We start from the raw sequence: 13009 nt of genomic DNA, 5'->3' as shown, positions 1-13009 counted from the left end.
GCCATGGCCTTTTCCGACAACTTCATCAAGCGACCGGTTCTCACCACCGTTTGCAGCATCCTGATCGTGCTGATGGGGGTGATCGCCATCCCCAACCTGCCGATCGCCAACCTGCCCAACATTGCCCCACCACTCATTCAGGTGACGGCCAGCTACAGCGGCGCCAATTCACTGGTCACGGAACAAGCGGTGACCAATCCCCTGGAACAACAAATCAACGGCGTTCCTGGTGCGTCCTACATCTCCTCCACCAGCAACATGGAGGGGCAAAGCATCATCCAGGTCTATTTCGACGAGACCACCGATATCGATATCGACCAGGTCAATGTGCAGAACCGGGTGTCGTTGGCGATGCCCCAGCTTCCAGACCAGGTCTCTGACACAGGCGTCTCCGTGCTGCAAAGCACACCATCGATCCTGCTCGCCTATCAGGTGTCGTCAACCGAGGGTCAGTTCGACGCCGCTTACCTGAACGGACTGGTCTACGAGCAGCTCTATTACCCCTTGGAGCGGGTCCCGGGTGTCGCCAACGTCAACATCCTCGGAGGCACCAACCCCGCCTACCGGCTGTTTGTTGATCCCAACAAACTGGCCGCCAACCGGCTCACGGCCACCGATGTGGTCAATGCCGTCAAAGCGCAAAACAGCATCGCCGTCGGCGGCCTGGTGGGTGGGCCACCCGCCTCGGGCAATCAGGCCTACACCTACCCGTTGCTGGTGGAGAACAACGGCAACCTGCTCTCACTGGAGGAGTTCAACAACCTGATCGTGGGGCGCACCCCCACCGGCAATCTCCTGCTCCTCAAGGACGTGGGGGAGGTGCGCTACGGCTTCAACAACTACACAACGGCCGCGGTTGACACCTCCAACCACGACGCCATCTCCGTAGCGGTGTTCCAAACACCGGACAGCAATGCCCTCGATGTTGCCGACGCCGTGGTGCAACAGATGGAGGCCTTCGCCGCCGAGGTGCCTCCTGGCGTCACGGTGCAACAGGTGTACAACGTCGGTCAATTCATCGAATCCTCCGTGGAGGGCGTGATCGATGCCCTGGGCCTGGCGATCGTGCTGGTGCTGGTGATCCTGTTCGTGTTTTTGCAGAACTGGCGCGCCACGATCGTGCCGAGTCTGGCCATTCCGATCTCCCTGGTGGGCACCTTTGCCTTCATCAAGGTGTTCGGCTTCTCGATCAACCAGCTCACCTTGCTGGGACTGGTGCTGGCCACCGGCTTGGTGGTGGATGACGCAATCGTGGTGATCGAAGCGGTCTCGAAAAATATCGAAAGCGGCAGGCGCCCCCGGCAGGCGGCTCTGGCCTGCATGGGCGAGCTGTTCGGCGCCCTGGTGGCCACGGCCCTCGTGTTGATGGCGGTGTTTGTGCCCGTGGCCTTCTATCCGGGCAGCATCGGCATCATCTACCAGCAATTCGCGCTCACGATTGCGTTCTCGATTGCGATCTCAGCCTTCAACGCCCTCACCTTCTCGCCGATGCTCGCAGGCCTGATCCTGCGAGGCGAAGCGTCCGAGGAACCACGCGGCTGGGGGTGGCCAGTGGCTGGCGTGATCATCGGCCTGGCCTTCGGGCGCTTCAGCGCCGCCGCCTTCGGCATCTGGACCTACGCCCTTGGGGTGGTGGTGTTCGGGCTGGCGGGCGCCAATCTGCCGTTGATCTTCCGGGTGTTCAACAACGGCTTCGATCGCCTGCAACAGGCCTATGGCCGTCTGATCAGCCGGTTGATTGACGGGCGCCGCGTGGTGATGGTGGCGCTGATCAGCGGCATCGTGGTGACGGCTCTCGCCTTCATGGCCTTACCCCAGGCATTCATTCCGGATGAAGATCAGGGCTACCTGGCAGGGATCTATCAACTCCAGAACGGAGCCTCCCTCAACCAGACCGAAGCGATGGCCGCCGAGATCGCCGCGATCCTGAAAGAGGAAGACGACATCCTCAACGGCAACGTGATCAGTGGCTACGGCTTCAATGGCTCCAGCCCTGATCAAGGCACGATCCTGGTGGGGCTGAAGCCCCTGAGTGAACGATCTGGGGCCAGCAACAGCTCCTTCGCGATCGCCGATCGCCTGAACGCGAAGCTCTCCCAGCTGAGCAGTGGCATGGCCAGGATTGGTCAACCTCCGGCCGTGCCGGGCTTTTCCGCCCAAGGAGGCTTCTATTTCCAATTCAACGATCTCAGCGGCAACTACAGCTTCAACGCGCTCGATCAACAGGCGCAGTCACTGATCAAAGCCGGCCAAGCGTCGGGTGACTTCGGAGCGCTCTACTCCCAGTTCATTCCCAGCGCCCCGGCGTTCAGGCTCAAGGTGAATCGAGCCGTGATGGGAGCCCTGAACGTCGACTACCAGGAGGCGATGAGTACCATCGCCACTCTGGCTGGAGGCAGTTACACAGGCCTCACCTACGAAAACGGCCAGGTGCGCAACGTCTACGTGCAATCCACGGCCACGGAGCGCTCCGAGGTGAACAAGATCCTCGATTACTACGTGAAAAGCCGCGACGACCAATTGGTGCAGGTGTCTCAGTTCGCCGAAGCCGAACTCGACAGTGCGCCGCCGATCATCAGCCACTACAACCTCTATCGCACGGTGCTGATCCAGGGCGTCCAGGCGGCGGGCAAGAGCTCCGGTCAGGCGCTGACCTCGATCCAGAACCTGTTCAACCAGCTCAACCCCACCAACATCGGCTCCGCCTTCACCGGTCTTGCCGCCCTGCAGCTCTCCGCTGGCAACGCCAGTGTGCTGGTGTTCGGCCTCGGCATCCTGATCGTCTACCTGGTGTTGTCAGCCCAGTACGAGAGCTACGTCACACCGGTGATCATTTTGATGACGGTGCCTCTGGCCATGCTCGGCGCACTGGCCTTTCTGGCGATCCGCTCCATCGACCTCAACATCTATGCCCAGGTAGGCCTGGTGACTCTGATCGGCCTGGCGGCGAAAAACGGCATCTTGATCGTGGAAGTGGCGGAACAGCATTTGGAACAGGGCATGGCACCCGCCGCAGCCGTGATCGCGTCAGCCGAATCCCGGCTGCGGCCGATCCTGATGACCGCCATCGCTGCCCTGGCTGGGTTTCTGCCTCTGGTGGTGGCCAATGGGGCCGGCGCCCAGAGTCAGCAATCCCTGGGCACCGTGATCTTTGGCGGACTGGTGGTAGCCACCGTGCTCTCCCTTGGGGTGGTGCCGCCCTTCTATGTGGTGGTGAAGGCGTTAGAACGGCGCTGGTTCGGTGCTGAAGAAAGCCATGCCAGCTGAACAGATCTGGCAGTGGAGCAACTCCACAGGGCGAATGCTGGAGGTGGGCTGGAGCCATGCCGGCACTGACGCACTGACCACAACGACCAACCCCGCGGCGGTGCTGATTCATGGGTTTGGCGCCAACACCGACCACTGGCGCCACACCATGCCGACCCTGAGCGCCGAGACCCCCACCTATGCCCTCGACCTGATCGGCTTCGGACGCAGCAGTCAGCCCCAAGCACTGCTGAAGGGAGAACCATCCACAAGCGCCACCCAAGACGGGCTCCACTACAGCTTTGACCTTTGGGGTGAGCAAGTGGCCAGCTTCTGCCGGCAGGTGGTGAACAGGCCCGTGCTGTTGGTGGGCAATTCCATCGGCGGCGTTGTGGCACTGAGGGCAGCCCAGCTGCTTGCCGCCAATCCGGACGGCAGCACCTGCAAGGGAGTCGTGCTGATCGACTGCGCCCAGCGGTTGATGGATGACAAGCAATTGGCCACCCAACCGGCCTGGATGGCCTGGATCAGACCTCTGCTGAAAACCCTGGTGAGCCAGCGCTGGCTGAGCTCCGCCCTGTTCCGCAACGCCGCCCGCCCCTCCGTCATCCGCAGCGTGCTGAAACAGGCATACCCCAGCGGCTGCAACGTCGATGACGAGCTGGTGCAGCTGCTATTTCAGCCGACCCAACGCGCTGGTGCCGCAGAAGCGTTCCGCGGTTTCATCAATCTGTTCGACGATTACCTCGCACCCGATCTGTTGAACGAGCTGTCGGTGCCCGTCGATCTGATCTGGGGCGAAAACGACCCCTGGGAGCCCCTACCGGAAGCACAGCGATGGGCGGATCGCTACGCGACGGTCCGCTCGCTCTCGGTGGTGGCCGGTGGGGGGCATTGCCCCCACGACGAACATCCGGATCAAGTCAATCCCCTGCTGCTGAGGTGCCTGAATCAGCAGGCGACGTAGGCCTCCACCTGATCGCTGAGGCGACGCAAGCCTGCGAGGCCGTCGCGCTCGAGATTGCGCACGCGATCACGGCTGATGCCAATGATGCGACCAATGCCGGTGAGGCTCATCGGATCCTCGCCATTCATCCCGTAACGCATCCGCAGCACCTTGCGCTGCAGCTCCGGCAGCTGCTCCAACAGATCCCGCAGGTCGCCCTTCAGGCACTCCCCTTCCACCTGCTCGCTCGGCAGCTCACCATCACCGGCCAGCAGCTCCAGCAATTCGGTGTCATCCCCATCGCCCACCTTCATCTCCAGGCTCACCGGCTGACGGGCCCGGCACATCAGGTCTTTCACCTCCTCTTCCGGCAGCTCCACAAATTCCGCCAGCTCCGTCACCGTGGGAGTCCGCCCCAGTTCCTGGCTCAGCTCACGCTGCCCTTTCTTCAGCTTGTTCAGCATCTCGGTGATGTGAATCGGCAGCCGGATCGTGCGGCTCTTCTCCGCAATCGCCCGCGTGATCCCCTGACGAATCCACCAATACGCATAGGTGCTGAACTTGTAGCCGCGGGTGGGGTCGAACTTCTCCACACCCCGCACCAGGCCGATCGTTCCCTCCTGGATCAGATCCAGCAGTTCCATGTTCCGCTTGGTGTATTTCTTCGCGACGCTCACCACCAGGCGCAGGTTGGCGGCCACCATCCGCTCCTTGGCACGGCGTCCTGCCTGCAACTTCCGCTTCAGCTGCACACCACTTAATCCAGCCTTCTTCGCCAGAGCTTCGGGGGCCACCACCTCCTCGCCGCTTTCGCTCTTCAGCTCCGACTCCAAAGCTTCCAGTTCCATCAGGTCCTGCACCTGACGGCCCAGGGTGATCTCCTGCTGGTGACTCAGAAGCGGCACACGACCGATATCCCGCAGGTACGAACGGACCAGATCGACTTCGGCAACCGCCGAGCGCGATGACTGAGAACGACGTGATTTTGCAGCAGTTGTAGGGGCTGCGGCTACAGCGGTGGCAACGACCATGCGTGCTCCTTTGCGTTATGTAAAGCTTACCTCTAAAGAAGTGTAAACAGGCTCTCAGGAAAGCTCGAAAGCGGGAGATTAGGTAAAAATCCCTAGCCAAGCGCGCCGCGGCGACCTTGCCAATCTCAGGCCGCGGGCGGCAGATGCAACAGGAGCCAATCGGCCGTTCGCAAATAGATGAACACTCCAGCCACGTCCGTCGCTGTGGTGATGAAGGGCGCTGACATCAAGGCAGGATCAAGCCCCATCCGGTTGAACAGCAACGGGAGCGCTGCTCCTGCAGTGGCCGCCAGCGTAGAGATGGCCATCAGGCTGATGCCCACAGCCGTGCCCACCAAGGCACCATCGACGCCCGCGCGCCACCAGGCAAACGGCACCACCAACACCAGCATCAATAAACCGAGCAGCGCTCCGGCGATCGCCTCGCGAAAAATCGCCTGCACAGGGCCAAGGGCCTGAATGCGTTGCGTGCTCAAGCCTCGGATGACCACCGTGGAGCTCTGAGCGCCCACATTGCCACCGGTTCCAATCAACAGAGGGATGAAGGCCGCCAGCAGCACCACCTCCTGCAACACGCCGTCATTCATGGCAATCACTTGTGTCGTGAAGCCATTGGCCACCACCAACACCGCCAGCCACACCACGCGCCGGCGGGCCACGGTGAACAGATTGCTCTGGAAGTAATCGTCTTCATCACCAGCCTGCACAGCACCGGCGGCATAGATGTCGCGGGTGGCTTCCTGCTCAATCACGTCGATCACGTCGTCGACGGTGACGATCCCCACCAGCCGCTGCTCCCGGTCCACCACCGGCACGGCGAGGAAGTCGTAGCGCTGAATCGCCCGGGCCACCTCTTCCTGATCCGTATCCGTTCCCACGCTCACCACATCGCGGGTCATCACATCGCCCACCCGGTCATCGGGATCGGCCGTCACGAGATCGCGCAGCGACAGGATGCCGGTGAGATGGCGTTGCCCATCGGTGACATACAGGCTGTAGATGGTCTCGGTATCGCGTGCCCGGCGGCGCACGATGGTGAGGGCCTGAGCCGCGCTGTGAAACTCCTTGAGGTCGATGAACTCCGTTGTCATCAGACGGCCGGCGGTCTCCGCCTCGTAGCCGAGCAGCTGGGCCGTGACCCGTCGCTCCGCCGGACTCAACTCCGCCAGCAGCCGCCGCACCACCTTGGCTGGCAACTCATCAAACAGACGCACCCGGTCATCAGGTGACATCTCCTCCACTAGCTCCAGCACCTCCCCGGAACGCAGGCGCTCCAGCAGGCTTTGCTGCACCGCAGCATCCAGATATTCGTAGACCTCAATCGCTTCGTCCTTGCCCAACAGACGAAACGCCAGCGCCTGCAGAGTGCGCGGCAGATTGCCGATCGCCTCAGCGATATCCACCGGTTGGACCGGTTCCAACAGCAACTTGACGGCGTCGTAATTGCCCGCCGTCAGCATCGTTTCCAGCTGCTGGGTGACAACAGACGCGACCACCCCAGTTGCCTCGTCCATCGGCCAGTGGTCTGGGCCTGCTCAGTGTATGGCCCATGCCTGCAGCCAGCAGTTCCCAGCTAGGGTCTGCTCTCTTTCATTTAGATCTATGGCCCCGAGCGTGAACGGTGTGACGGTGCGCAGCGCCGATGGCAGCGACAAGAGCCTGGGCGACTTCGCCGGCAACGTGCTGCTGATCGTGAACGTGGCCAGCCGCTGTGGCTTCACCAAGCAATACGCCGGTCTTGAGGCCATCAACCAGAGCTATGGCGCCAAAGGCCTGAAAGTGCTGGGCTTCCCCTGCAACGACTTCGGCGCCCAAGAGCCCGGCACCCTGGAGGAGATCAAAACCTTCTGCTCCACCACCTACGGCGCCAGCTTCGAACTGTTCGACAAGGTGCACGCCACCGGCACCACCACCGAGCCCTACACCACCCTCAACCAGATGGAACCCGCTGGTGATGTGGCCTGGAACTTTGAGAAGTTCCTGGTGGGCAAGGACGGCACCGTGATCGCCCGCTTCAAGAGCGGGGTCGATCCCGAATCCGCCGAACTGAAGTCAGCCATTGAGGCAGCCTTGGCCGCCTGACCACCGACTTCATCCGCTTGGCGCGGGTCCTTTGAGGGCCCGCCCAAGTCCAAAGCCCACCGCCGCAGCCCCCAGCCCCAGGCCAAGGGTGAGCGCAATCAAGCCCACAGCTGCAGCCCACTGGCCCGAAGCCAGCAACTTCACGGAGTTCACCATCCAGCTGCTGAACGTGGTGAGCGAACCGCAAAACCCGATACCGACCAACAACTGACGCCGCGGCCGCGTCGGCAATCCGGCAAGCAACCCCAACAGCAAGGCTCCAACCACATTGGCGATCAGGTCTTGATCAGCCCAGTGCACCCCAAGCTGCCAGCGCAACACAGCTCCAGGAACGGCACCGATCGCCACCAGAACCAATTCGGTCAAGTCCTGGCGCAGGGTGAGATCGGACTTCCTACCAGTCATCACGCCATCCCCAGGGCATAGCCCGCTGCGGCCACCAGCAAGCCCCCAAGAATCGAACCCACAGAAAGCACAATCCCTTCAAGCCACTGACGCTCACGCAGGGTGTTGAGCAGCTCCACCGCAAACGTGGAAAACGTGCTGAGGCTGCCGAAGAATCCCGTGGCCACCAACAACATCAACGGACCATTGGCCGTTGACGGCTGACAGTTGCCACTCACCCCCAGGCCGGCGACCAACCCCAGACCAAAGGCAGCAATCAGATTGACCGCAAAGGTGCCCCAGTGCTTTCGGGGCACCACCGGCTCGAAATGATTCACCACCCGCAGCCGCAGCCAGGCACCGGGAATCGCACCAAGGCCAACCAGCAGCACCTGCTTGGCGACCAGGAGTGAATCAGCCATGCACCCAGCCGCGCCGCGTCTGAGCGGGGTGATCAGCACCGACGGTGGCCGCCACCTGCACCTGCAACCACTCCTCTCCATTCTCACAGCGCCAGCGACGCAGCACCTGCAATGGCGTGCCGAGATCCAGCCGGCGCAGCGCGGGGGCACTGATATGGGGGGCTGCCTGCAACACATCCCCTCCGCCACTGATCAACGGTCCACCCGCAGAACGGCGACGCACCTCGGGCTGACGGCGATCTGCACCACCGGCAGGAAGCGCTGCCGGCGCCAGCAATGCAATGCCCAGCAACCAACTCCAACGCAGGACGGAGACCACCGGTCGCTGCATCAGATGTCGAGATTGGTCATGTCGAGCTCGGCGCTGTGGGTCTCGATGAATTCCCGCCGTGGCGCCACTTTGTCGCCCATCAGGATCGTGAAGATGCGATCGGCTTCGAGGGCATCTTCAATCTCCACCCGTTTCATGGTGCGCGTGGTGGGGTCCATCGTGGTTTCCCACAACTGGGCCGGCATCATTTCACCCAAGCCCTTAAAACGCTGAATGTTGTAATTCGCTTTTTCTGGGAAGGCAGCAAGGGTCTTTTGGAGGTCTTGCTCGTTGTAGCAATAAGTGTGATTTTTACCCCGCTCAACTTTGTAGAGCGGAGGACAAGCAATGTAAATGTAACCACCTTCAACCAACTCCTTCTGATAGCGATAGAAGAAGGTGAGCAGAAGGGTACGGATGTGGGCGCCGTCCACATCGGCATCGGTCATGATCACGACCCGGTGGTAGCGCAGGTTTTTGACATCAAAGTCCTCGCCCTTGATCCCCAAACCGAGGGCTGTGATCAGCGCCTGAATCTCCGTGTTCTTGTAGATCTTGGCGTCGTCGGTCTTCTCGATATTGAGAATCTTGCCGCGCAGAGGAAGGATCGCCTGGAAGCGACGGTCGCGGCCTTGCTTTGCGGAGCCACCAGCCGAGTCACCCTCCACGATGTAAATCTCCGACTCGGAGGGATCGCGGGAGCTGCAGTCAGCCAGCTTGCCAGGCAAGGTTGAACTTTCCAGCACGCTCTTACGGCGCACCAGTTCACGGGCCCGTCGAGCGGCTTCAGCCGCGTTGAAGGCTTGGATTGCCTTCTCCAGGATCAGGCCGATCACCGAAGGATTGAATTCGAGGAACTGGCTGAGGGCCTCGCCCACCAGGTTGTCGACGATTCCCCGAACCTCGGTGTTACCGAGCTTGGTCTTGGTCTGACCCTCAAATTCAGGTTCCGGCACCTTCACCGACAGCACCGCCGTCAAGCCTTCACGAATGTTCTCGCCGGCCAGGTTGGAATCCGATTCTTTGCGTTTACCGAGTTTCTTCGCGAAAGCATTGAGGGTGCGCGTGAGCACCGTCTTCAAGCCTTCGATGTGGGTGCCTCCATCAACAGTGCGAATGTTATTGGCGAAACCCAGGATGCTGTCGGAATAGGCATCGGAACACCACTGCAGGGCAGCCTCCACCTGCACGCCATCCTTCTCCGAATTCACATAGATGATGTCGGGATGAAGGGCGTCCTTCTCCTTATTCATATAGGCGACGTATTCCTTGATGCCGCCTTCGTAGAAATAGATCTCCTCGTGGGGCTCTCCCTCCGGGGTGCGGGCTGCTTCACGCTCATCGCGGAAGACGATGCGCACACCACCGTTGAGGTAAGCCAGTTCCCGCAGACGGGCGGCAAGGGTGGCGTAGTCAAAAACGATGCCGCCCGTAAAGATCTGGATGTCGGGCTTGAAGCAAACGCTGGTGCCCGTGAGGCCGTTTTCCTCAGCGGGCTGCTCTTCGGAGCGCAGGCTGCCGATCGCGGCGCCGCGCTCAAAACGCTGACGATGCACCTTGCCCTGACGGCGCACGGTGACTTCCACCCACTCACTCAGGGCGTTGACCACGGAGACACCAACGCCATGCAGTCCACCGGACACCTTGTAACCGCCGGCTCCAAACTTGCCGCCGGCATGCAGCACGGTGAGCACCGTTTCCAAAGCGCTCTTGCCGGTGCGCGGATGCACATCGGTGGGAATGCCACGACCGTTATCCGTGACCGACGCTGAACCGTCTTCAGCGAGAACGACCTGAATCTCGGAACAGTGGCCGGCTAAGGCTTCGTCGACCGAGTTGTCGACAACTTCATAAACAAGGTGATGGAGACCACGCGGCCCAGTTGAGCCGATGTACATGCCCGGGCGCTTCCGGACCGGCTCCAGTCCTTCCAGAACCTGAATTTGCTCGGCACCGTAGGCGGCTTGAACCTTTGAGGCTTCGCTCATGCGTGCGTGGTCTGCCAGGCCTCCTGTCAGGCTGAATTTACCACCGGCGCACCAGAGACGCTTGCAGAGGCCTCTGAGGCGTCATTGTTTGAGGGGGTGCACCCCCTGCCTCCGCCCATGGCCGACATCAGCACCCTCGCCAGCCGCGCCGCAGACACCGAATCCGGCGATGCTCTGCCCCTGGTGGTGGTGCTGCTGGGTCCCACCGCCAGCGGCAAGACCGCCCTGGGCATCGCCCTGGCGAAGGAACTGCAGCTGGACGTGATCAACGTGGATTCGCGCCAGCTCTACCGCGACATGAGCGTGGGCACCGCCAAGCCCACACCGGCGCAGCAAGCCGAAGTGCCGCACCACTTGCTGGATCTGCGCACCCCCGACGCGCCACTGACCCTGCAGGAGTTCCAAACCCTGGCGATGGAAGCGGTCAATCAATCGATTCAGAGCCGTGGCAGCGCGCTGCTGGTGGGGGGCAGCGGGCTGTACCTCAAATCCCTCACCGGAGGCCTCAAGCCACCAGCCGTGCCACCCCAACCGACGCTGCGGGCCCAACTTGAGCAACTGGGCCAACCGATTTGCCACGGCCTGCTCAGCCAGGCCGACCCGGCAGCGGGCCAACGGATCGCTGCCGCCGATGCGGTGCGCACCCAACGGGCTCTGGAAGTGCTCTACGCCACGGGCCGCACCATCACCGCCCAGCAGGGAGCCACCCCACCCCCCTGGCGGGTGCTCGAACTGGGCCTGGACCCCACCGACCTGCGCCAGCGGATCGCCCTGCGCACCCGTCAGCTCTACGACCAAGGACTGGTGGATGAAACCGCGCAACTGCGGAATCACTACGGCGCGGATCTACCACTGCTGCAAACGATCGGTTACGGCGAAGCTTTACAAGAACTGAACGGCGCCATCGGCCGCGAGCAGGCCATCGCGACCACCACCAAACGCACCCAGCAATTCGCCAAACGACAGCGCACCTGGTTCCGTCGTCAGCATCAACCCCACTGGCTACGAAGTGCGGACCCGCTCAATGAAGCGATGACACTGATCAGAGGAGGTCTAGTGTGAGAAGAGAAGTGGCTTTGCCAGCACAAGCTGCATCGTCGTCCTTCCCTGGTTCCCTCAACACCCTGAATGCCTCCACGTCCCCGGTTTGATCGACGCGCTCCTGTCAGGGAGCTCCCCAACATCAACGACCGCATCAATTATCCGCAGCTACGGGTGGTCGATGCCGACGGCACCCAGCTGGGCGTGATCGACAGGGAACAAGCGCTGTCGGTCGCGCAGGAACGGGAACTGGACCTGGTGCTCGTGAGCGAGAAGGCTGATCCGCCCGTGTGCCGGATCATGGACTACGGCAAGTTCAAATTCGAGCAAGAAAAGAAGGCCAAAGAAGCGAAGAAGAAGTCGCATCAGACCGAAGTGAAAGAGGTCAAGATGCGCTACAAGATCGATCAGCACGACTACGACGTGCGAATTGGTCAGGCCCAGCGCTTCCTCAAAGCCGGCGACAAAGTGAAGTGCACCGTGATCTTCCGTGGCCGGGAGATTCAGCACACCGCCCTGGCGGAAGTTCTGCTGCGTCGCATGGCGAAGGATCTGGAGGAACAGGCTGAGATCCAGCAGGCTCCCAAGCGGGAAGGTCGCAACATGATCATGTTCCTCACGCCGCGCAAAACGCCGCTGGTGAAGAAGGACAAGGCTGACGATCAGCCGGTGGTGAAAGCCGTGCGCACGATCACGGCGCCACCGCGTGCTGCCAGGGCCGCAAGCACCAGCCCTCAGACCTGAACACTCTCCAGCAGTAGTTGCCAGCCCCGCGCCGATGCCGCAGGGCTGAAGCTGCTGCGGGCTTCACACATGAAGCCGTGGTCAGCCCCCTCCAAGGCCTCGTAGCGCAGCCGGGTCCCAGAGGGATCCTCAGCCGTGAGCGCCGCTTCAATCTGCTTCTGATCACCCACGGGGATCAACGGATCTGCGGTGCCGCAGAGGCAGGTGAGTTGTCCATGCACCTGGGGTAGCAGCTCCAGGCTTGGGGCTCCCCCGCCAGGACGCCCTTGACAGACGCCTGCGCCATAGAAGTCAAAGCTGACCTGCACCTGGGGCAGGGTGGCCGCCAACAAAGCGGCATGGCCCCCGAAGCAGAACCCCACCACCGTTAAGCGGGAACACCCCTGAACCTGCAACCAGCGCGCCGCAGCAGCGACATCCTCCAGGATTCCAGCCACGGTGGTGCGGTCTTTATGCCGGCGCCCCTCCGCTAAGGCGTCGGGGTCGTAACCGAGCTCCAGGTCAGGAGCGGTGCGGGAGAACAGGGGCATGGCCAGGGCCGGCACACCCGCACCCGCCAACCGATCAGCGACGCTGCGCACCCAGGCATTCACGCCAAACACCTCAGGAAGCACGAGAACGGCACGCCCTAGAGACGGCGAAGTGTCATCAACTGGCGACCACCAACACCGCAACGGACCATCGGCCCCCTGAAGCATCTGCCAGTGGCCAGGCAATAAAGGCTGCTGAGAAATCGGCATCAGGAGACAGACCACCCAATCAATTGTCACCAGACCGATCACTTCTTAGGGTGGCCGCAATCCGATCCGGTCCAC

The 13009-nt window shown here is 61.9% G+C and carries 12 protein-coding genes; 5 read left to right on the top strand and 7 right to left on the bottom strand.

The window, feature by feature from the left end:
- Nucleotides 1-3 precede the first annotated feature (3 nt).
- Together RS9916_RS11240 and RS9916_RS11235 are read left to right on the top strand one after the other, a co-directional pair.
- Entirely contained in the window at nt 4-3267 is a 3264-nt protein-coding gene (locus RS9916_RS11240; protein ID WP_007099539.1) for an efflux RND transporter permease subunit, read from the top strand.
- Nucleotides 3257-4213, top strand: a complete 957-nt coding sequence (locus RS9916_RS11235) for an alpha/beta fold hydrolase (RefSeq protein ID WP_038023702.1) — start codon at nt 3257-3259, stop codon at nt 4211-4213. The genes RS9916_RS11240 and RS9916_RS11235 overlap by 11 nt, the downstream gene beginning before the upstream one ends.
- Here RS9916_RS11235 and RS9916_RS11230 read toward each other — a convergent pair.
- Entirely contained in the window at nt 4198-5223 is a 1026-nt protein-coding gene (locus tag RS9916_RS11230; RefSeq protein WP_007099537.1) for an RpoD/SigA family RNA polymerase sigma factor, read from the bottom strand. The two genes, RS9916_RS11235 and RS9916_RS11230, sit on opposite strands and share 16 nt — an antisense overlap.
- A gap of 125 nt (nt 5224-5348) precedes the next feature.
- Nucleotides 5349-6737: a magnesium transporter gene (gene mgtE, locus RS9916_RS11225; protein WP_007099536.1), complete on the bottom strand. Its 1389-nt coding sequence runs from the start codon at nt 6735-6737 to the stop codon at nt 5349-5351.
- A gap of 88 nt (nt 6738-6825) precedes the next feature.
- Between mgtE and RS9916_RS11220 the strand changes: the two genes are divergently transcribed.
- Complete coding sequence (locus tag RS9916_RS11220; RefSeq protein ID WP_007099535.1) at nt 6826-7305, top strand: glutathione peroxidase; 480 nt, start codon at nt 6826-6828, stop codon at nt 7303-7305.
- 9 nt (nt 7306-7314) lie between these two features.
- Here RS9916_RS11220 and RS9916_RS11215 read toward each other — a convergent pair whose 3' ends face one another.
- From RS9916_RS11215 to gyrB, 4 genes are read right to left on the bottom strand one after another with little or no spacing between them, the layout of a single operon-like run.
- Nucleotides 7315-7710, bottom strand: a complete 396-nt coding sequence (locus RS9916_RS11215; RefSeq protein WP_007099534.1) for a CrcB family protein — start codon at nt 7708-7710, stop codon at nt 7315-7317.
- Entirely contained in the window at nt 7710-8111 is a 402-nt protein-coding gene (locus tag RS9916_RS11210; protein ID WP_007099533.1) for a CrcB family protein, read from the bottom strand. The genes RS9916_RS11215 and RS9916_RS11210 overlap by 1 nt, the downstream gene beginning before the upstream one ends.
- Complete coding sequence (locus RS9916_RS11205; protein WP_007099532.1) at nt 8104-8442, bottom strand: hypothetical protein; 339 nt, start codon at nt 8440-8442, stop codon at nt 8104-8106. Before RS9916_RS11205 ends, RS9916_RS11210 begins: the two co-directional genes overlap by 8 nt.
- A complete protein-coding gene (gene gyrB, locus RS9916_RS11200; RefSeq protein ID WP_007099531.1) occupies nt 8442-10409 on the bottom strand; it encodes a DNA topoisomerase (ATP-hydrolyzing) subunit B in 1968 nt (655 codons plus the stop codon). Before gyrB ends, RS9916_RS11205 begins: the two co-directional genes overlap by 1 nt.
- A gap of 117 nt (nt 10410-10526) precedes the next feature.
- Here gyrB and miaA point away from each other — a divergent pair, with 117 nt between their 5' ends.
- Nucleotides 10527-11471, top strand: a complete 945-nt coding sequence (gene miaA / locus RS9916_RS11195) for a tRNA (adenosine(37)-N6)-dimethylallyltransferase MiaA (protein ID WP_050752332.1) — start codon at nt 10527-10529, stop codon at nt 11469-11471.
- Nucleotides 11472-11537: 66 nt separating this feature from the next.
- The gene (gene infC, locus RS9916_RS11190; RefSeq protein ID WP_007099529.1) at nt 11538-12194 is read left to right on the top strand and encodes a translation initiation factor IF-3; all 657 of its coding nucleotides are present in this window, start codon (nt 11538-11540) and stop codon (nt 12192-12194) included.
- Here infC and RS9916_RS11185 read toward each other — a convergent pair.
- Nucleotides 12185-12934 (bottom strand): dienelactone hydrolase family protein, encoded by a 750-nt coding sequence (locus RS9916_RS11185; RefSeq protein ID WP_038024554.1) that lies wholly within the window; start codon nt 12932-12934, stop codon nt 12185-12187. The two genes, infC and RS9916_RS11185, sit on opposite strands and share 10 nt — an antisense overlap.
- Nucleotides 12935-13009: the final 75 nt, after the last annotated feature.

Source organism: Synechococcus sp. RS9916 (assembly GCF_000153825.1).
In the GTDB taxonomy this organism is placed as follows: domain Bacteria; phylum Cyanobacteriota; class Cyanobacteriia; order PCC-6307; family Cyanobiaceae; genus Synechococcus_C.
This window is presented reverse-complemented; position numbering and strand designations above follow the sequence as displayed.